22 protein-coding genes are annotated in these 19,264 nt (G+C 62.5%); 13 read left to right on the top strand and 9 right to left on the bottom strand.

Annotated elements, in window-relative coordinates:
- Positions 1-49: 49 nt before the first annotated feature.
- Entirely contained in the window at positions 50-538 is a 489-nt protein-coding gene (locus tag ABFB52_RS12210; RefSeq protein ID WP_085748303.1) for a GFA family protein, read from the top strand.
- 57 nt (positions 539-595) lie between these two features.
- On the opposite strand, the gene glp is transcribed toward ABFB52_RS12210, so the two are convergent.
- Together glp and moaB are read right to left on the bottom strand one after the other, a co-directional pair.
- Complete coding sequence (gene glp / locus ABFB52_RS12205) at positions 596-1,801, bottom strand: gephyrin-like molybdotransferase Glp (protein WP_129973870.1); 1,206 nt, start codon at positions 1,799-1,801, stop codon at positions 596-598.
- On the bottom strand, positions 1,798-2,337 hold the full coding sequence (moaB, locus tag ABFB52_RS12200) for a molybdenum cofactor biosynthesis protein B (protein WP_129973871.1): 540 nt from the start codon (positions 2,335-2,337) through the stop codon (positions 1,798-1,800). Before moaB ends, glp begins: the two co-directional genes overlap by 4 nt.
- A 298-nt stretch (positions 2,338-2,635) precedes the next feature.
- Between moaB and ABFB52_RS12195 the strand changes: the two genes are divergently transcribed.
- From ABFB52_RS12195 to ABFB52_RS12160, 8 genes are all read left to right on the top strand, one after another.
- The gene (locus tag ABFB52_RS12195; RefSeq protein WP_085648896.1) at positions 2,636-3,535 is read left to right on the top strand and encodes a LysR family transcriptional regulator; all 900 of its coding nucleotides are present in this window, start codon (positions 2,636-2,638) and stop codon (positions 3,533-3,535) included.
- 252 nt (positions 3,536-3,787) lie between these two features.
- Complete coding sequence (gene fdhD / locus ABFB52_RS12190; protein WP_129973872.1) at positions 3,788-4,630, top strand: formate dehydrogenase accessory sulfurtransferase FdhD; 843 nt, start codon at positions 3,788-3,790, stop codon at positions 4,628-4,630.
- A complete protein-coding gene (gene moaC, locus ABFB52_RS12185) occupies positions 4,627-5,112 on the top strand; it encodes a cyclic pyranopterin monophosphate synthase MoaC (RefSeq protein ID WP_129973873.1) in 486 nt (161 codons plus the stop codon). The genes fdhD and moaC overlap by 4 nt, the downstream gene beginning before the upstream one ends.
- Entirely contained in the window at positions 5,109-5,360 is a 252-nt protein-coding gene (locus tag ABFB52_RS12180) for a MoaD/ThiS family protein (protein ID WP_074687836.1), read from the top strand. The genes moaC and ABFB52_RS12180 overlap by 4 nt, the downstream gene beginning before the upstream one ends.
- Before the next feature lie 3 nt (positions 5,361-5,363).
- Positions 5,364-5,825, top strand: coding sequence for a molybdopterin synthase catalytic subunit MoaE (gene moaE / locus ABFB52_RS12175; RefSeq protein WP_085748298.1), 462 nt, complete (start codon positions 5,364-5,366; stop codon positions 5,823-5,825).
- A 391-nt stretch (positions 5,826-6,216) separates the two neighbouring features.
- Positions 6,217-7,560, top strand: coding sequence for a chromate efflux transporter (gene chrA, locus ABFB52_RS12170; RefSeq protein ID WP_129973874.1), 1,344 nt, complete (start codon positions 6,217-6,219; stop codon positions 7,558-7,560).
- Between the two features lie 425 nt (positions 7,561-7,985).
- Positions 7,986-9,350: a glutamine synthetase family protein gene (locus ABFB52_RS12165; RefSeq protein ID WP_129973875.1), complete on the top strand. Its 1,365-nt coding sequence runs from the start codon at positions 7,986-7,988 to the stop codon at positions 9,348-9,350.
- Between the two features lie 33 nt (positions 9,351-9,383).
- A complete protein-coding gene (locus tag ABFB52_RS12160) occupies positions 9,384-10,667 on the top strand; it encodes an FAD-binding oxidoreductase (RefSeq protein WP_129973876.1) in 1,284 nt (427 codons plus the stop codon).
- A 49-nt stretch (positions 10,668-10,716) separates the two neighbouring features.
- On the opposite strand, the gene ABFB52_RS12155 is transcribed toward ABFB52_RS12160, so the two are convergent.
- The 3 genes from ABFB52_RS12155 to ABFB52_RS12145 are packed head-to-tail and all read right to left on the bottom strand — an operon-like array spanning position 10,717 to position 12,287.
- Positions 10,717-11,502, bottom strand: a complete 786-nt coding sequence (locus ABFB52_RS12155) for a DeoR/GlpR family DNA-binding transcription regulator (protein ID WP_129973877.1) — start codon at positions 11,500-11,502, stop codon at positions 10,717-10,719.
- Between the two features lie 41 nt (positions 11,503-11,543).
- A complete protein-coding gene (locus tag ABFB52_RS12150) occupies positions 11,544-11,741 on the bottom strand; it encodes a hypothetical protein (RefSeq protein WP_129973878.1) in 198 nt (65 codons plus the stop codon).
- Positions 11,742-11,771: 30 nt separating this feature from the next.
- Positions 11,772-12,287 carry a transporter suffix domain-containing protein gene (locus tag ABFB52_RS12145; RefSeq protein ID WP_129973879.1) on the bottom strand — a complete coding sequence of 172 codons (516 nt, stop codon included), beginning with the start codon at positions 12,285-12,287 and terminating at the stop codon, positions 11,772-11,774.
- A gap of 131 nt (positions 12,288-12,418) precedes the next feature.
- On the opposite strand from ABFB52_RS12145, the gene ABFB52_RS12140 reads away from it, so the two are divergent.
- Genes ABFB52_RS12140 through ABFB52_RS12130 form a run of 3 tightly spaced genes read left to right on the top strand, consistent with a single transcriptional unit; the run spans position 12,419 to position 16,089 of the window.
- Entirely contained in the window at positions 12,419-13,972 is a 1,554-nt protein-coding gene (locus tag ABFB52_RS12140; protein WP_129973880.1) for a TolC family protein, read from the top strand.
- Positions 13,965-15,062, top strand: coding sequence for an HlyD family secretion protein (locus ABFB52_RS12135; protein WP_085748292.1), 1,098 nt, complete (start codon positions 13,965-13,967; stop codon positions 15,060-15,062). The genes ABFB52_RS12140 and ABFB52_RS12135 overlap by 8 nt, the downstream gene beginning before the upstream one ends.
- Complete coding sequence (locus ABFB52_RS12130; protein WP_129973881.1) at positions 15,052-16,089, top strand: DUF2955 domain-containing protein; 1,038 nt, start codon at positions 15,052-15,054, stop codon at positions 16,087-16,089. The genes ABFB52_RS12135 and ABFB52_RS12130 overlap by 11 nt, the downstream gene beginning before the upstream one ends.
- Here ABFB52_RS12130 and ABFB52_RS12125 read toward each other — a convergent pair.
- Positions 16,074-16,514 (bottom strand): YMGG-like glycine zipper-containing protein, encoded by a 441-nt coding sequence (locus ABFB52_RS12125; protein WP_007957067.1) that lies wholly within the window; start codon positions 16,512-16,514, stop codon positions 16,074-16,076. The genes ABFB52_RS12130 and ABFB52_RS12125 overlap by 16 nt on opposite strands.
- A 176-nt stretch (positions 16,515-16,690) precedes the next feature.
- On the opposite strand from ABFB52_RS12125, the gene ABFB52_RS12120 reads away from it, so the two are divergent.
- Complete coding sequence (locus ABFB52_RS12120; RefSeq protein WP_256656685.1) at positions 16,691-17,290, top strand: hypothetical protein; 600 nt, start codon at positions 16,691-16,693, stop codon at positions 17,288-17,290.
- Positions 17,291-17,318: 28 nt separating this feature from the next.
- On the opposite strand, the gene ABFB52_RS12115 is transcribed toward ABFB52_RS12120, so the two are convergent.
- Genes ABFB52_RS12115 through ABFB52_RS12105 form a run of 3 tightly spaced genes read right to left on the bottom strand, consistent with a single transcriptional unit; the run spans position 17,319 to position 19,204 of the window.
- Positions 17,319-18,338 (bottom strand): AbrB family transcriptional regulator, encoded by a 1,020-nt coding sequence (locus ABFB52_RS12115; protein ID WP_129973882.1) that lies wholly within the window; start codon positions 18,336-18,338, stop codon positions 17,319-17,321.
- Between the two features lie 39 nt (positions 18,339-18,377).
- The gene (locus ABFB52_RS12110) at positions 18,378-18,800 is read right to left on the bottom strand and encodes an HD domain-containing protein (RefSeq protein WP_129973883.1); all 423 of its coding nucleotides are present in this window, start codon (positions 18,798-18,800) and stop codon (positions 18,378-18,380) included.
- Positions 18,801-18,814: 14 nt separating this feature from the next.
- Complete coding sequence (locus tag ABFB52_RS12105) at positions 18,815-19,204, bottom strand: hypothetical protein (protein ID WP_129973892.1); 390 nt, start codon at positions 19,202-19,204, stop codon at positions 18,815-18,817.
- Positions 19,205-19,264 lie beyond the last annotated feature (60 nt).

The following is a 19,264-nucleotide window of genomic DNA, read 5'->3' as shown; positions in this document are numbered from 1 at the left end:
AGATTTCTTCTAGGCTGAACCGCACCGACGAAAACACCGGAGGCCACTCATGCACCTCGAAGGCTCCTGCCACTGCGGCGCGGTTTCATTCACCCTCGACAGCGCCCACCCCTACCCTTATCAGCGCTGCTACTGCTCGATCTGCCGCAAGACCCAGGGCGGTGGCGGCTATGCGATCAACCTCGGCGGCGACGCCGCCAGCCTCAAGGTGCGCGGGCGCAAACACATCACGATCTACCACGCGAAAATGAAAGACGAAGGCGATGCCCGCGCCCACCGCAGCAGCGCCGAGCGACACTTCTGCTCGTTGTGCGGCAGCGGACTGTGGCTGTTCAGCCCGGAATGGCCGGAGCTGATCCACCCGTTCGCCTCGGCCATCGACACGCCGCTGCCGGTGCCGCCGGAACACACTCATTTGATGCTCGGTTCGAAGGCACCGTGGGTCGAAGTGCAGGCGAGCAAGAAGGATCAACAATTCGAGGTCTATCCCGAAGAATCCATCGCCCAATGGCATGAACGGCTGGGATTGACCCGATAGCCGTCTTCACAGTCTTCGACAGTTTCCCGGCAAGCGGTTTGCACCTTTTAATCGCGCTCAGAACAGCTCGCTGAACGGAATGAAACGCAGCGGGTCGCCAATCTGCAAGGTGCTGTTCTCGGGGATTTCCACCAGTCCATCGGCCCAGGTCGCGCCGAGCAGAACCCCGGAACTCTGGTTCGGATACAGCGCCGCCTGCCCGCCCTCCAGACGTACCCGCAGGTACTCGCGACGACTGCCGGGTTTCGGCCAGTCGAAGCCGACGTTGACCGTGAAGCTCAGCGGCATCACCTCTTCCACGCCTTGAATGCGCAGTAGGTACGGGCGCGCCAGCAAGCCGAAGGTCACCAGCGCCGAGGTCGGATTGCCCGGCAGGCCGATCACCGGCACCGAGCCGAAATGGCCGACCGTCAGCGGTTTTCCGGGTTTGATCGCGAGTTTCCACAGCAGCGGTTTACCGTTGTCACGCAGCACCTGACCGAGGCAGTCGGCATCACCGGCAGACACGCCGCCCGTAGTCAGAATCAGATCGGCTGCCACTTGCAGTTGCTCGAGTTTGAGCCGGGTCTGCGCCGGGCGATCGGGCAGAATCCCGGCGTCGATCACTTCGCAACCCAGTTCGCGCAACCAGTGGTCGAGCAAAGTGCGGTTGCTGTTGTAAATGCTGCCGGGGCGCAGCGGTTGCCCTGGTTCCACCAGTTCATCCCCGGTCGAGAGCAACGCCACGCGCGGACGACGCACCACCGGCAAATGGGTCATGCCCTGCCCTGCGGCGACGGCCAGTTCGAACGGGCCGAGGCGTTTGCCGGCGCGCAGCAAGGTGTCGCCGACGCGGTTTTCCTGGCCCTGGGCGCGGATGTTCTGCCCGACCTTCAGCGGTTGCAGGAAACGGACGCGGCCGTCTTCAAGCACCTCGACGTTTTCCTGCATCTCCACGCAATTGGCGCCCATGGGCAACGGCGCACCGGTGAAAATCCTTGCGCAGGTGCCGGATAGCAAGGCGTCCGGCGCCATCCCGGCATAGACCCGTTGCGACACGCTCAACGGCTGGCGATGCAGGTCGACAAGGTTGAAGGCGTAACCGTCCATGGCGCTGTTCGGCCACGGCGGCAGATCGAGGGTGGCGACCAGATCGCTCGCCAGCACGCGTCCGCGCGCTTCATTGAGCGGCACCGATTCGCTGTCCGGCAGACGTTGTTCATCAGCCATCGCCAACAGTTGGTCAAGGGCGTCCTCGACCGGCATCAAACCCGGCTTGCTCATCCGCGCGGCCCGCAGGCTTGCACCGGTTTGAGGTGCGGAACGAAGTTGCACGGGCGATGACGGTTATCCAGTTGTTCGGCGAGGATGCCTTCCCACGCGGTGCGGCAAGCGCCGGTGGAACCCGGCAGGCAGCACACCAGCGTGCCGTTGGACATGCCGGCCAGCGCACGGCTTTGTACGGTCGAGGTGCCGATGTCGAGAATCGAGATGGCGCGGAACAGTTCACCGAAACCGTCGATCTGCTTGTCCAGCAGGCAGGCCACGGCTTCCGGGGTGCTGTCACGCCCGGTGAAACCGGTGCCACCGGTGATCAGCACCACTTGAATGCCGTCGTCGGCGATCCACTGCGCGACCTGGGCGCGGATCTTGTACAGGTCGTCCTTGAGCAGGTTGCGTTCGCTCAAGGTGTGGCCGGCCTCCAGCAGGCGGCTGACCAGCAACTGGCCGGAGGTATCGCTGGCGTAATCGCGGGTATCGCTGACCGTCAGCACGGCAATATTCAGGGGAACGAACAAGGCATCCGATTTCACACTCATGGCACTCTCCGGCCGTCGTCAATTCAATGGGTGACGAGCCTAAGTGCCGCCTGCGAGGACTGTCTAATCACTCTGGCCAACCACACTATCGACCTGCTCTATCGGTGATTTTTTTCAGCCCCTCGACCACTGTCCGGCCCAATGAAACCGGGCGTCATCGAAATCCTCGATAGGCTCTTAGACACTGCCGATTGGACGAAAAAAACCATCAGTGGGATCGTCGATCCCTGCGCTTTCCGTGCACCGTACGCATCTGCGTCAATACTCAATCAAAATTCCTTATCGAGCAGGTGCCGTCGTGGACATCAAACAACTCAAGTTCCTGATCGCGCTGGACGAAACCCGCCACTTCGGCCAGGCCGCCGCGCGCTGCCACATCACCCAGCCGACCCTGTCGATGCGCCTGCGCAATCTGGAAGACGAGCTGGATCTGGTGCTGGTCAATCGCGGTCAGCGCTTCGAAGGGTTCACCCAGGCCGGCGAGCGCGTCCTGGCCTGGGCCCGCACGTTGCTGGCAGCCCACGACGGGCTGTTTGCAGAAGCTGCAGCCTGCCGCGGGCAACTGGTCGGTAGCCTGCGCCTGGGGCTGGTGCCGCTGAGCAACTTCAACCCGGTGAATTACATTCAGGGTTTGTCCGGGACTTACCCGGAGCTGAAATACAGCCTGTCGTCGCTGAGTTCGGACGAGATCATCGAGGGCCTGGGCAACAATCAGCTGGACCTGGGCGTGTGTTATCTGGATCACGTCAACCCGAACTATTTCGAGTTTTTCGAGATTGGCGAGACCCGCGTCGGCCTGCTCTACGACACCCGCCACTTCCATTTCGAAGGCCCGGAAATGAGCTGGGAAGACGCCGCCGAACTGCCGCTGGGGATGATCACCACCGGCATGCACTACCGCAAATCCATCGACCTGAGTTTCCGCAGTCGCGGGTTGAATCCGCAGCCGATCCTGGAAAGCGACTCGACCTACCAACTGCTGCAGGCGATTCACCAGGGCTTCTGTTGCTCGATCATGCCGCTGGACAGCGGCCTGGAAGAGCCGATCGAGCACCTGGCCTTCATCAACCTGCCGGATGCCAGCGTGCTCGCGCCGCTGGGGCTGGTGATGCGCAAGACCGAACCGCGCTCGGCGATTGCCGAGAAGTGTTTTGCCGAGGCGCGCAAGATGTTCGGAATCGAGGCGCCAGCCGAATAAATGTGTTGAATGTCAGGCCGCCATCGCTGGCAAGCCAGCTCCCACAGTGATTGAGTTAGTCACAAATTCTGTGTTTGACACGAAACCTTGTGGGAGCTGGCTTGCCAGCGATGAGGCCTTATCAGTCAACACCTATTCTCGGCCTGAAAGCGGTCATCGACCAATCCAATCACTGCATCGGAACAAGCGATTGGACGCACTTTTCCCTGCCCCGTAGCCTGAACCCACTTCAGCGCTTCGGGGATTTTCAGGATGCTGTGCCAAGTTGAACAACTCATCGAACCGGGCGACGCCAACGCCCCCGCGCCACAACCGGCGCAAGTGGCCTACCGCGAATACCTCGACGACGCGCCGGTGTCCCACGCGAAGCTGGCGGCGGAAATCGCCCTGGCCATCAGCTACAACGGACTGAATCAAGCCGTGATGATGGTCTCGCCAGGCAACATCGAGGACTTCATTCGCGGCTTCAGCCTGAGCAACGCCATCGTCGACCGCCTCGACGATATCCACGACATCCGCCTGACCCATTTCGACCAGGCCTGCCAAGCCGACGTGCAGATTTCCAGCCGTGCGTTCTGGGCTCTGAAAGATCACCGGCGGCAGATGGCGGGCACCAGCGGTTGCGGCCTCTGCGGCGTGGAAGCCCTTGAGCAGGCGCTGCCGCAACTGGAGATCCTGACCCCGACGCCGCTGCCACCCGCCGCGCATTTCGAAGGTATCCGCCAGCGCATCGAACAGGCCCAGCAACTGGCCCGCAGCAGCGGCGCCCTGCACGCGGCGTTGTACTTCGACGCCGACGGCGAAGCACTGCTGTGCCGCGAAGACATCGGCCGCCACAACGCCCTCGACAAGCTGATCGGCGCACTGCAGTTCGAAGGCCTCGATGCGCGTCAGGGTTTCGTCGTGGTCACCAGCCGTTGCAGCCTCGAACTGATCCACAAAGCCGTGCGCGCCCGCCTCGGCACCCTCGTCAGCCTGTCCGCCCCCACCGCGCTGACCGTGCGCTGGGCGCTCAAGCACCGCCTGAACCTGATCCACGTCCCGCACCGCAATGCCCCGCGAATCTACAGCCCGATCCAGGAGCAAACCCCATGAGCAACACCCTCACCCACCTCGACGATCAGGGCCGCGCCAACATGGTTGACGTCAGCGACAAAACCGCGACCCGCCGTGAAGCCACCGCCCAGGCCTGGGTGCAGATGCGCCCGGAAACCCTGCAAATGATCCAGTCCAACGGCCACCCCAAGGGCGATGTGTTCGCCGTGGCGCGGATCGCCGGGATTCAGGCCGCCAAGCGCACCCACGAGTTGATTCCGCTGTGTCATGCGCTGCTGCTCAGTTCGATCCACGTCGAGCTCGAGGCCTGCGAGCCGGACCGCGTGCAGATCACCAGCACCTGCCGCCTCACCGGCCAGACCGGCGTCGAACTCGAAGCCCTGACCGCCGCCAGCGTCGCCGCGCTGACTATCTACGACATGTGCAAGGCGGTGGACCGGGCGATGGTGATCGGCGACATCCGCCTGCTGAGCAAACAGGGCGGCCGCTCCGGCCACTTTCAATGGGAGAATCCGCAATGATTCTGATCAACTACTTCGCCAGCTACCGTGACCGGCTCAATCTGGGCGGTGAAAAGATTCCGGCCAGCGACACCCTCGCTTGTGTTGAAGACGTGCGGCAGATGCTGATGCAACGTGGCGATGTGTGGCGTGAAGTGCTCGGCGCCGGCAACCTGATGTGCGCGGTGAATCAGGAGCTGTGTCAGCCGGATCAGACGATCGAGGATTTCGACGAGATCGCGTTTTTCCCGCCCGTCACGGGGGGTTGAGGCATGGGTGTTCGAGTCCAGCGTAAAGGCTTCGATGCCGGTCAGTTGATTGCCGACCTGCATGCGCGCAATCCACGGGTGGGCGCGGTGGTGAATTTCATTGGTTATGTACGGGATCTGAACGTCGGGCAGTCGGTGACCGAGCTGTTTCTGGAGCATTATCCGGGCATGACCGAGAAGGCTCTGGAGCATATTGCCGAACAGGCCCGCGAGCGTTGGCCGCTGATGGCGGTGGAGATTGTGCATCGGGTCGGCGCATTGTCGGTGACCGAGCCGATCGTGTTTGTTGGCGTCAGCAGCAAGCATCGGCATGCGGCGTTTGAAGCCTGTGCGTTCATCATGGATGTGCTGAAAACGCGTGCGCCGTTCTGGAAGCGTGAGACTACCCAGGAGGGTTCGCATTGGGTCGAGGCGCGGGAGAGTGATCAGGATGCGGCGGTTCGCTGGAGTCTGGCGCATGCCTGAAGACCGAAAGCCCTCACCCTAGCCCTCTCCCAGAGGGAGAGGGAACCGACCCGGGGATATTGCAGTACTACGCCGACCTGAACCTATAGCGTTGAATCCGGATGCCGGTCTGAACGCATAGGACTGAATCCGAATACCAGTCTGAGGGCAGTTTGCCGAATCCGAATACTGAACTGAACGCATAGTGTTGAATCCGGATGCCAGTCTGAGGGCGGTGTGCTGAATCCATAATCGACTCGATTCTTCAGGTCGATGTATGACGCAAGACACCTCGGTCGGCCCCCTCTCCCTCCGGGAGAGGGCTGGGGTGAGGGCTGCAATCTCGATACCACTCCTTAACAAAAGCCTGATTAGATAGCCGCTCCACCACAACTCAACTCGGGAGCCACACTTGAGCCAAACGCCAAAAGACTTGCCCCGTCCTCAACCCATCACCCTGCGCCAGGCCTGGCCGTTCTGGCTCAAACTCGGCTGCATCGGCTTCGGCGGGCCCGCCGGGCAGATCGCGATCATGCATCAGGAACTGGTGGAGCGCCGGCGCTGGATCTCGGAGCGACGTTTCCTGCATGCGCTCAACTACTGCATGTTGCTGCCAGGCCCCGAGGCCCAACAACTGGCGACTTACATCGGCTGGCTGCTGCACCGAACCCCTGGCGGCATATTGGCCGGAGTGCTGTTTGTATTGCCTTCGCTGCTGATTCTGATCGCTCTGTCGTGGGTCTACATCGCGTTCGGCGACGTGCCAGCGGTGGCCGGAGTGTTTTACGGAATCAAACCGGCGGTGACCGCGATTGTGCTGCACGCGGCCCATCGCATCGGCTCCCGAGCCTTGAAGAACAGCTGGCTGTGGGCGATCGCCGGGGCGGCGTTCGTGGCGATATTTGCCTTCAACGTACCGTTCCCGCTGATCGTGCTAGGCGCGGCATTGATCGGCTATTTCGGCGGACGCTGGGCGCCGCAGCGCTTCAGCAACGGCGGCCATCGCGGCGGCGAAAAATCCTTCGGCCCGGCGCTGATCGATGACGACACACCGCCGCCCGAGCATGCGCGGTTCCGATTGCCGAGGCTGCTGCGTCTGGCGCTGATCGGTGCGTTGCTGTGGTGCCTGCCGATGGCGTTGCTGACCGCGTTGTTCGGCTGGGACGGCACCTTCACGCAGATGGGCTGGTTTTTCACCAAAGCGGCGCTTCTCACCTTCGGCGGCGCTTACGCTGTGCTGCCTTACGTGTATCAAGGCGCGGTCGGGCATTACGGCTGGCTGACGCCGACGCAGATGATCGACGGCCTGGCCCTGGGCGAAACCACGCCGGGGCCGCTGATCATGGTGGTGGCGTTTGTCGGGTTCGTCGGCGCTTACGTGCAACCGACGTTCGGCCCGGAACACGCGTTCGCCGCCGGCGCGCTGGCCGCGACGCTGGTGACCTGGTTCACCTTCCTGCCCTCGTTCCTGTTCATCCTCGCCGGCGGGCCGTTGGTGGAGTCGACGCACAACGAACTGAAATTCACTGCGCCACTGACCGCGATCACCGCAGCGGTGGTCGGGGTGATCCTCAATCTGGCGTGTTTCTTTGCCTGGCACGTGTTCTGGCCCAATGGATTCGCCGGGCAACCGGACGTTTTCTCGATCCTGCTGGCCCTGGCTGCCGCCGTCGCCCTGTTCTTTTTCAAGCGCGGCGTGATCGAGGTGTTGATCGTTTGCGCCCTCGTCGGGCTGGGGTTTTACCTGCTGCGCTGAACCGGGGTGCACGCCACCGCTCGCGGAATCAGGCGTTTACTTATCCGGGGATTCCCCCTTACTATCCAGCCACACCGGCATGGCGGGACACTCCCGCCGCCGACGTTTTCCGCCAACGGAAACACGCGTCATGAGCACGTCACTCCAACAATCAGAATCGTTGAACGTCTCTGCACTGTGCGCCCTCCTTCACAGGGGCCGCGCATGAATCGCATCGTCAATCTCCCCATGGCCCTGAGCCGTTCCAAGCTGCGTCACTCCGCACGCCCGCCGGATATCTGCCTGCCCGTCTGATCGCGCCGGTAAAAAATCGCGACAGCTCCCCCTCTTTTTTCGATATCCCTGCCAGGACGCCCGCGCCTTTTGCCGAGCTGCGTCCGGCCCGAATCTGCGCGCCTGTGCGGCGCCATCGTGAGTGATTGATTATGAAGTTCGCAGCCATTGAAGACGCCCGTAGCTTTCTCGAGCAGAACCCCGACATCGACATGATCGAGCTGTTCATCCTCGACGCCAACGGCGTGCCGCGCGGCAAGCTGTTGCACCGCGAAGAACTGCTCGCCGTGTACGAAAGCGGACGCCCGCTGCCAAGCACCATTCTCGGCCTGACCGTGCACGGCGAAGACGTGGAAAACTCTGGTCTGGTGTGGGACGTCGGCGACATCGACTGCCGCGCCTATCCGCTGGAAGGCAGTCTGGTGCGCCTGCCGTGGCGGCAGATTCCGACTGCGGCGGTGCAGGTCAGCATGCACCCGGAACAAGGCATGCCGGCGAGCATTGCCGACCCGCGTCACCTGTTGATCAAGGTCATCGACCGCTTGAAAGCCGAGGGTTACCACCCGGTCATGGCCTGCGAGCTGGAGTTCTATCTGCTCGACGCCAAACGCGATCACAACGGTCGCCCGCAACCGGCGCTGGATGCCGACGGTGGTCGACCGAGGCACACGCAGGTCTACGGTTTGCGTGAGCTGGAGCAGATCGAACCGTTCCTCGCCGACCTCTACAGCGCCTGCAAGCTGCACGGCATTCCGGCGCGCACGGCGATCTCGGAATACGCGCCGGGCCAGGTGGAAATCACCCTCGAGCACGGCGATGCGCTGGAGGCGATGGACCAGGCCGTGCGCTACAAACGGCTGGTCAAAGCCGTGGCGCACAAGCACGGGATGCAGGCGACGTTCATGGCCAAGCCGTTCGATCACCTGGCTGGCACCGGCATGCACATGCACGTCAGTCTCGCCGATGCCGAGGGGCGCAATCTGTTTGCCTCCGAAGATCCGGCAGGCACCCCGCTGCTGCGCACGGCGATTGGCGGGATGCTCGCCTCGTTGCTCGATTCGCTGCTGCTGTTCTGCCCGAACGCCAACTCCTACCGGCGTTTTCAGGCCAACAGCTACGCGCCTCTGGCACCGACCTGGGGCGTCGACAACCGCACCGTCAGCCTGCGCGTTCCGGGCGGCCCGGCCAACACCCGACACATCGAACACCGCATCTGCGGCGCCGATGCCAACCCGTATCTGGCAGCGGCGGCGATCATGGCGGGCATTCATCGCGGGATAAAAGAAGACATCGATCCGGGTGAGCCGGTGGAAGGCAACGGCTATGCGCAGGCAAAAGAATTGCTGCCGACCGACTGGCTGACCTCGCTCACGGCACTGGAAAATTCGGTGTGGGCACGGGACGCGCTGGGGCAGGAATTTCTCGGGGTGTATCTGGCGGTAAAACGCGCGGAATACCGGCAGTTCATGGCCGAAGTGGGTGAGCAGGACTGGCGCTGGTACCTGACCGAAGCCTGATCCTTTTTTCCTCTTTTTGCCTTGGATACTGAAATGACTGAACGCAGCAATTCCTACTACACCGCGACCCTCAACCGCGACACCGACTACCCGACCCTGCAAGGCCGGCACAAGGTCGATGTGGTGATCATCGGCGGCGGTTTTACCGGCGTCGCCACCGCCGTCGAGTTGGCCGAAAAAGGCCTGAAAGTCGCCATCGTCGAAAGCCACAAGATCGGCTGGGGCGCCACCGGGCGCAATGGTGGGCAGGTCACCGGCAGCCTGTCCGGCGACGGTGCGATGCGCAAACAGATGCGCAACACCTTGGGCGATGAGGTCGATGATTTCATCTGGCACCTGCGCTGGCGCGGCCACGAAATCATCAAGCAGCGGGTCGAGAAATACGCCATCGATTGCGACCTCAAGCACGGCCACTTGCACGCCGCGTACAAGCCGAGCCACATGGCCGGTTTGCGCAGCGACTACGACGAAGCCGTGCGTCGCGGCATGGGTGATGAAGTCAGCCTGCTCGACCGCAGCCAGGTGCGCGACCTGTTGCAAAGCGATCTCTACCACGGCGCAATCAAGAACACCCGCAACATGCATTTGCACCCGCTCAACCTGTGCATCGGCGAGGCGCGGGCGGCGGAAAGCCTCGGCGCGCTGATCTTCGAAAACAGTGAAGTGCTGGAGATCATTCACGGCGACAGCCCTGGCGTACGCACCGCACACGGCCAGATCGACGCCAATCAGGTGCTACTGGCAGGCGACGTCTATCACAAACTCGAACCAGGCCAACTCAAGGGCAAAATCTTCCCGGCCATGGGCGGCATCGTCACCACCGAACCGCTGGGCGATCTGGCAAAACAGATCAACCCTGAAGACCTCGCCGTTTACGACTGCCGCTTCGTCCTCGATTACTACCGCCTCACCGCCGACGGCCGCCTGCTGTTCGGCGGCGGCGCCAACTACAGCGGCAAGGATTCACGGGACATCGCCGGCGAACTGCGGCCGTGCATCGAACAGACCTTCCCGGCGCTCAAAGGGGTGAAGATCGATTACCAGTGGAGCTGCGCGATGGGCATCGTCATCAACCGCATCCCGCAACTGGGCAAGCTTTCGGGCAACGTCTGGTATTGCCAGGGCTACTCCGGCCACGGCATCGCCACGACCCACATCATGGGCGAGATCATGAGCCGCGCGATCACCGGGCAGATGCAGCAGTTCGACACGTTTGCCGCGTGCACGCACATTCGCGTGCCAATGGGCGATCTGCTGGGGAATCCGATGCTGGCGGCGGGCATGTGGTACTACCAGATGCTGGAAAAACTGCGCTGATCGAACAGGCCCCATCGCCAGTGATGGGGCCTTTTTTTGCCACAAAACCTCAGTCGGGCAACTGCTCCACCTCAATCCCCAACCGCCGATAATCCTCGACACTCCCCGACGCCACATGCCGCTCGGTGATCAGCGTGTGCAAGCGCTCGCACGGCGCCACCACAAACGGCTCCACCGCGCCGAGCTTGTCCGCCGTGGTCACGGCAATCACCCGCGCCGCACAGTCGAGCAGCGCCTGCTTGACCGGCACCTCATCGAAATGCAGCGAGGTGATGCCAACCTCCGGATGAATCGCGCAAACCCCGGTGATCGCCAGATCCGCCTTGATCCCCGACAGCAGCCGCAGCGCCTCGTGACCGCCAGCCGACATGGTTTTCGGATTCAACTGCCCGCCCGCCAGAATCACCTTGATGCCCGGGTATTCGGACAACGCAATCGCCGTCATCGGTGAGGCCGTGACCGCCGTGAGGCTGATATCCCTGGGCAACGACCGCGCCACCTGCAACGAGGTGGAACCGGAGTCGAACATCACCGTCTGCCCGTTCCTGACCTGCTGCGCCGCCAACTGCGCCAGGCGGATTTTCACCTCGTCGATTTCATCCAGCCGGGTGAAGTAATCCTTGCCAGTGTCCTTGGGCCTCGGCAGCGCGCCGCCGTGCACACGCTGCACCAGTCCGGCGCTGTCCAGCTCGGCCAGATCGCGGCGGATGGTGTCTTCCGACACCGCAAAATGCTGGCTCAACTCGGACGCCATGACCTTGCCGTCACGTTCGAGGATCAGAAGGATTTTCTGCCGGCGCAGGGAGGGAAGCTCGGATGCGGAATGATCATGCATGGTTTTGCCTGTTTGTGCTTGTCGTTGCAGGTTTGGCGAGATTAGCCAAGCCGGTCGGTAAACACAACGCAGGTATCAATGGCTTCGATCATTGGAATCACGAAGCCGAATTTTTTCTTTTGACCACACCCCGGCAGAATGGCCCCACTTTCAAAAGGACCAGGATGAACACTCCCATGAACCTCAATTTCGCTTTTGCCTGCATGGTCGTCGTATCGTTTGCCATTGCGCTCGGGCACGCCTGATCGAAGTCAGTGCTCAGTTGGCGGTCATTCCGCAACCACCCGCGCCTTGCGCACGAACAACGCATGCACCTTGTCCCAGAAATTGCCGCCCAGCACGAAAAAGCTGCCGATGAACATCAAGTCGCCCAGCGCCTGCATCTGCCAGAGGTTGGGCCGTACGCCCGGGAAGAAGTTGTCGAAATACGGTTCCAGGAAGGACGACAGCAGCGGCAGGCAGAACATCACCACGCCGATCTTGTGGCGCATCGGGCTGACTTCGGCCACCGGGGTCGGAATCACGCCGGAAATATAGTGGCCGATCGTGCGCTTGAGTTCGGCGAACCCGGCCTTGCCCATCACCGCGATCACCAGCAGCAACAGCACTTTATTGCTGATGAACAGCACCCCGGTCAGCGCCGCGACTTTCGAGCCCGGCACGTCGAGGGCGGCGGCAATCGGCACCATCAGCCATGAACCGAGCATCAGGCAGATGATTGCCACGCCAACCTTGAAACGCCAGCTGGCGCTGGTGGGGGCAAGCGGTTCTTGAGCAGTGTCCATGGTTTCCTACCTTTTTATCCGGGGCGGGGTTCGGTGGCGTTCGCCTGAAAAAGCGTAGCAGCTGATTGCTTCGAACAACCCGCAATCTGCGGTCTATGCTCCAGTGACATTTCCCGCTGGGGCCTCCCGGTATGCCTGCAACGCCAGCCCTGCTGATCCGTCCCGGCCACCTGCTGCTGCTCGGTGCGCTGAGCCTTGGCGGCTGCCTGCGGCTGGGCCCGGATTTCCAGCCACCGGCCGAAGCCTGGAGCAAGCAGTGGCAAAGCCCGGCACTGGAGCAGGCCAGCGAACGCGGCACCGTGCCGGATCTGCGCCAGTGGTGGCAGGTGTTTGCCGACCCGATCCTCGACCGTTTGATCAGCGACGCCGAAGCCCGCAACAGCAGCCTGAAAATCGCCGGCCTGCGGGTGCTCGAAGCCCGTGCGCAACTGGGCATCGCCGACAGCGGTCGCTACCCGCAACTGCAACAGGCCAGCGCCGACAGCCTGTACATCGACCGCCACCAGTCCGGCGGCAGCAATCCGCAGGACTTGCACTTCTGGCAGCACAGCGCCGCGTTCGATGTCGGCTGGGAACTGGATTTCTGGGGTCGCTTCAGCCGCGCCATCGAATCCGCCGACGCTAGCTACTTCGCAGCCCAGGCCAACTACGAAGACGCCCTCGTGCTGCTGCGCGCTCAAGTGGCCGACACCTACTTTGCCCTGCGCACCACCGAAGCCCGGCTGCGGGTCGCCCGGGAAAACGCCGCCCAGCAAAAGCGCAACTTCGAGATCACCGAAAAACTCTTTCGCAGCGGCCAGACCGCCGAACTCGACCTGCAACAGGCCAGAACCCAATACCTCGGCACACTGAGCAGCATTCCGGCGTTCGAAGATCAGTTGCTGCGCACCCGCAATGCGCTGGCGGTGCTGGTCGGCCAGCCGCCCGGTGGTGCGGCGTTCCTGGCTGAACAACCGGGGCTGATTCCGTTGGTGGATCGCGCCGTGTTGCAGGACGTCCCGGCCAACCTGCTGTTGCGCCGTCCCGATGTGCGCGCGGCGGAACTGAACGTTGCCGCGCAATCGGCGCTGGTCGGCGTGGCTGAAACCGATCTGTATCCCTCGCTGACCTTGCTCGGCAGCATCGTCTGGTCCAGCGACACCCTCGGCGCCACCCCGCGCAGCCTCGACCTGATCGGCGGCCCGAGCCTGCGCTGGAACCTGTTCGATTACGGTCGCATCCACAACAACATCCGCGTGCAGGATGCGCGCTTGCAGCAACTGATCGAAGCCTATCGCGACAAGGTCCGCCAGGCTGCCCGTGAAGCCGACGACGCCGCCAGCGGCCTGACCAAGGCGCTGGAACGCGAGCGCATTCTCGGCGAGGCCGAAGGCGCGGCGCGACGTTCGCTGGTGTTGGCCAACACCCAATACCGCGAAGGCTATTCGGACTTTCAGCGGGTGCTCGATGCCCAGCGTGCGTTGCTGGAGCTACAGGACAACTATCTCGTCAGCCGCAGCAACGCCGTGAGCAACCTCATTGCTTTGTACCGTGCCGTCGGTGGCGGCTGGCAAAGCGCCGGGCCGCAGATTGATTCGGCGACCCGGCAGCAGATGCAGCAACGCACCGACTGGGGCGATCTGCTGAGCGCCCCGCCGCCCCAACCGACCTATCCGATTCCCTCGCAGGTAGACCGCCATGAGTGATGAAGCGCCGCCGGATCCGGCGAAAAAAGGCATCCGCTGGGTGCTGCTGGTGATTGTGCTGAGCTTGGTCTGGTATCTGCTGGCCGACCGTTTTACGCCCTACACCCAACAGGCGCGGGTCGGCGCATTCGTGATCCCGGTGGCAGCGGAAGTCGCGGGCCGGGTGAACAAGGTCAACGTGCGCAACAATCAGGACGTGCAGGCCGGCGACATCCTCTTCGAGCTCGATCCGCAGCCGCTGCAGATCGCCGTCGACCGGGCCCGCGCCGATCTGGAAAACACCCGGCGCACGGTCGGCGCCAGCACCGCCGGCATCGCGTCGGCTCAGGCATCGTTGCGTGCGGCGCAAGCCAATGAACTCAAAACGCGCCAGGACAATCGACGGCTTGAAGGCTTGTATAAAGAAGACCCAGGCACGGTGTCCGTACGGCTGCTGGAAGTGTCCCGGGCCAATCACGAGGCTGCCGTCAGCCAAGTCGCCGCCGCCCGGGCCGAAGTGCTGCGGGCGCAGGAGCAGGAAGGCGGCAACACCGACACCAACGCCAAACTGCTCAGCGCCGCCGCCACGCTGGCCAAGGCCGAACTGGATCTCGCCAACACCCGCATCGGCGCGCGTTCGGCGGGCCTGATCACCGACCTGCGCACCGACGTCGGCCAGTTCGCCGCTGTCGGCAGTCCGGTGATGACGCTGATCACGATCCAGGACGTGTGGGTCAGCGCCGACCTCACCGAGAACAACCTCGGCCGGATCAAGCCCGGCACGCCGGTGTCGATCATCCTCGACGCCCTGCCCGGCGAAGTGCTCGACGGCCGGGTGCGCAGCGTCGGTTATGGCGTCAGCGTCGGCCAGACGCCGCCGCCCGGCACCCTGCCGACGATCCAGAACAGCCGCGACTGGCTGCGTCCGGCGCAGCGTTTTCCGGTGATCATCGAGTTCAGCGAAGAGGCGAAAAAGCGCCTGTTCGAGAGTCGTTCGATTCGCGCCGGCGGGCAGGCGGAAGTCATGGCGTTTCCCAGCGAAGGCAATCTGCTCAATCCGCTCGGTCGGGTGTTTGTCTGGCTGATGAGCTGGCTGAGCTATGCCTACTGAGCCTCCTATTGAACGCAGCGTCCCGGCGCAACGGGCCTTGCGCCTGGCGTGCGGCACGGCGTTGTGCACCGCCGCCAGTTACGGCCTCGCTCTGCCGCTGTCGTTCCTGTCGCCGGTGCTCGCGGTGTTGCTGCTGGCCAGCATGCCTCGGCCGTTGCCAGTCAAAATGGCGCTGGTACTGACCTTGGTCGCCGCATTTACCACCAGTCTCGGCCTGTTGCTGGTGCCGTTGCTGCGGTATTACCCGGTGTGCGGCGTGCTGTTGATCGCTATTGGGCTGTTTCTGGTGTTCACCTACGGCTTGCGCGGCGGCAACGTGCTAATCATGACGTTTCTGGTGATCGGCATGACCATGATCTCCGCCGCCGGTTTCGCCTCATTCGAGCTGGCGATGGCGGTGATCGGCGCGCTGGTCAAAGGCCTGTTGCTGGCCGTCGTCATCGTCGGCCTGAGCCACGTCCTGTTCCCGGAACCGGCCAACAGCCCCGCGCCACCACCCGCTCCCGCTCTGCCCGCCGAAGACGTGCCCCGCGTAGCAATGCGCGCAACATTGATCGTGCTGCCGACCTTCCTGCTGGTGCTGATCGACCCGGCCAGCTACCTGCCGATCATCCTCAAAGCCGTCAGCCTCGGCCAGCAAAGCACCACCACCCGCACCCACCACGCCGGGCGCGAACTGCTCGGCTCGACCTTGCTCGGCGGACTGCTGGCGGTGCTGTTCTGGTGTGCGTTGAGCCTGTTCGTGCACCTGTGGATGTTCTTTCTGTGGATGCTGCTGTTCGGGCTGTTCGTGGCGCGCAAACTCTATCGGCTGCACCCGACGCAACTCACGCCGGGGTTCTGGCTCAACACCCTGATCACCATGATCATCCTGCTCGGCCAGTCGGTGGAGGACAGTGCAGCGGGCAAAGACGTCTACACCGCCTTCGCGGTGCGCATGGGGTTGTTCATTCTGGTGACGCTCTACAGCGGCCTGATGATGCACCTGCTCGTCGCGCACCGGGAAAGCCGTCAGGGCGTGACCTGATAACCCCGCCCCTGCAGGCAACCGGTGTAGGCACTTGAACTGGCTGAAGCATCGGTCCGCCGCTGCTCGCGCCGATCCTGCCGCTGCCGCGCACCGCCAACCACCGCACCCGCCGCTGCCGTCTCTTTGGCTCGGTTCTGGCGGTAATCCTGCTTGCGGTCATCATCCACGGCTTCGTAAAACTCGTCGTGTTGACGGCCGCGCACTTCGGCGGCGGTGGCGCCGGCAGCGGCTCCCACTGCGGCGCCCTTCAACCGACCGCCGGCCTGGGGTGTCGACGTGGTTGAAGTGGACGCGATGGAATGGCAGTCGTTGATGTCGATCTGGGTTTGTTGAGAGGTCTGGCCCTTGAGCGGGACGACAGATTCAGCGCTGGCCTGTGTGGCGCACAGGCACGCTGCGATGAAAAGTGAATGGCGGAACATGATGACCTCCGACGCGGCGGGGTTGCCTGTGGGGCGGGGTAATCTGGGAGTGTAGTTCACGGGGGTTCACAACTCCGGGCGAACGCATCAATGGTTCACACCCCGCTTGTTGGGTACCATCCCGGCACGCCAATATCTTTGTGTCCCCCATCCCGATGAATCTACTCAGCCGAATCATGGCTTTCGTGAAACCCGCGAGCCGAAAGCTTTTTGCCAGTTACAGCGAGCAAGCACTCAAGACCCGATTCGCCTCACCGTTACCAAGCGCCAGCCTGCCGAAACTATCGGCGGTGGTATCTGTAGCAGCGTCCGGGATCAATGCTTATTACATCTCCCTTCTGATGGTCGCCGATGACCTTTGCAAGTTTCAGCGACTGGTGGAATCACATTTCCAAAAGATCGACGAGCGCAGATTCAAAGACCTGACCGTTTTTGAATACGAAGATGTCACGAAACAGGAGCTGTTGATTTACTTCCCCTCCACCACCGAGTTCAACGCGCTGAACATTCGTATCTTGACCAACAGCGTCGAGTTTCTGAGTAGCCTTGGAAATCAGACCTTTTGCGTGCCTCCGCCCTGGATTGCCTTCGACGGTTACCCCGCGTCGTGGTGGGGCGGCAATATGCAGGGCACGCAGGGTTTCTATAACGACAACTACTTTCTTCCGTATTTCATCCGACTCGGTGACGTTGAGAAACAAGCGTACTTTGCAAGATTTCAAGCCCCTACCGAGTGGATTGAACAGTTAGCGCTGATGTATGCCGACGGATGTTGAACCCTGAAGGTGGCTATCGAAGTCCCGGTCAGACGCCCTCCCGCACCCGCCGAACCTGTACCAGCAACGCCGGTGCAAAGTGCAACACCACCATTCGCGCCAGATGGTGAGTGAGGATAAACACCACATTCAGCCCGCCGGCGAACGCGACAATCGCGATGGTTTCGATTGCCCCCGGCATGTAGGCGAGCCACAGCGACAACGCATCGCTGCCCAGCAACCGTGCCGCTGCCAATGCAAAAATCGCCGCGACCAAAATCATCAAACCCACCGACACCAATGCCGTGCGACCATGACGTCCCAGTTCCGCGAGGCCCAATCCCTGGAATCGCGAGCCGATCCGTACTCCGAGAATCAGCGCCGCCAGATTCAAACTCCAGTCCGGCATGTGAAAGCCCTGCAGCCATCCTGATTTCACGAACACAGCGGTGATGATGATTGCTGTCAGCATGAACGGCGCCGGCACGCCAACGGCCAGCAGCAAACGCCCGACCACGACGCTCAAACCGATCACCGACAGCACGGTCAGCGCCATGCCCGTGGACAGGGGATCAACTTCGGTCACGGCAACCGGCGCCATTCCGGGAATCAGCAAACTCACCAGCACCGTGATCAGCAGCAGGCGCATCAAGTGCACGATGATCACCTTGCTCGACGCCTGATGCGATTCCAGCAAATCGAACACCGCCGCCAGCGCCCCCGGATACACCGCCAGCAAGGCATCCGTGCGATTCCACCCCGCACCGCGCGACAGCCACCACGCGGCCAGCGCCACTTGCACTGCCAGGCACAACAGCAACACGCCGAGGCTCGGCAACATCGTCGAGACGGTCGCACTGTCCCACGCTTCAAACATCAACCCGGTAGCGATGCCCAGCGTGACCTGAATGTAGCCCAGGCCATAAGGCGTTGCCGGCACGATGCCGAATCTGGTGACTACAAGCGCGGTGACAAGGATCGAGCCCAACAGCAAACCGTGGGGCACGCCTTCGAATTGCAACAGTGCGCCGAAGCCGGCAGCAATCGCCAAACACAGAATGGATTTCATGGTCGCCTTCCTGGCTATTCAAGGTGCTTTTCAGTTAGGTCAGGCGCGCAGCCGTCCAATCGCCCGCCGATATTTTTCGATCCGCTCCAGATCCTCCCAGCTCGGCGAGGCAATCCGCGACAGGTCGCTGTTTTCTTCCAGATCCGCCAGTTTCACCACCCGCCCGATCGGGTTCTGCGCCGCCCGCTCGACGAAGTCTTCGTAGGATTCGCCGGGCACTTTGGTCACCGATTCGATGGCGGACAAAACGGATTCGCTGAAGCCTTCCTTGCGCAAATCCTCCAGGCTGATGCCGCAGTCCTCGACCACATCGTGCAGCACCGCAACGATGCGCTCTTCCAGGCTGTTCATGCGCAGCATGACTTTAAGCGGATGCAAAATGTACGGCGCGCCGCCCTTGTCCAACTGCCCCGCGTGGGCCGTGGCGGCAATCGCGATGGCGCGTTCCAGTGTCTGAGTCATAGGGTTTCCTCGGGTCAGACGCCGTACCGGCCGCCAATATAGAAGTGGCGCTTGAACCAGCGCCCGATCGCCTGCAATCGCCCGGCTGGCTGCGCCGGCTCGGCGTAGCGCTGGAGAATCAGCGAGACCAGATCAGCCTGACTCTTCCTCGGATGAGCATCCAGCAACTCGACCACCCAGGCGCATCCGGCCTTCTTCAGATGCTCACGCCATTCGCCGGGCCAGCCATCCAGCTCATCCAGCGCCAACCACCGCGCACCACCCTGCTCGACATGCCCGCCGCCAATCGATTGCTCGAAGCAGAACGGGGTTGCCGGGCGGGACAGGTCGATGCTGAAGATGTAGATGTCCTGGGTTTTGTGCTGCGGCGTGGGGGCGTTGTTGCGGCTGCCGATTTGAATCATGTGCACTGTTCCAATCCTTGGGTGCTAGGTGTGTCCGATTGTTTCTCACTCTGTGCGCCC

The organism is Pseudomonas sp. 9.2(2024), assembly GCF_039695385.1.
Taxonomy (GTDB): Bacteria; Pseudomonadota; Gammaproteobacteria; order Pseudomonadales; family Pseudomonadaceae; genus Aquipseudomonas; species Aquipseudomonas paraglycinae.
This window is presented reverse-complemented; position numbering and strand designations above follow the sequence as displayed.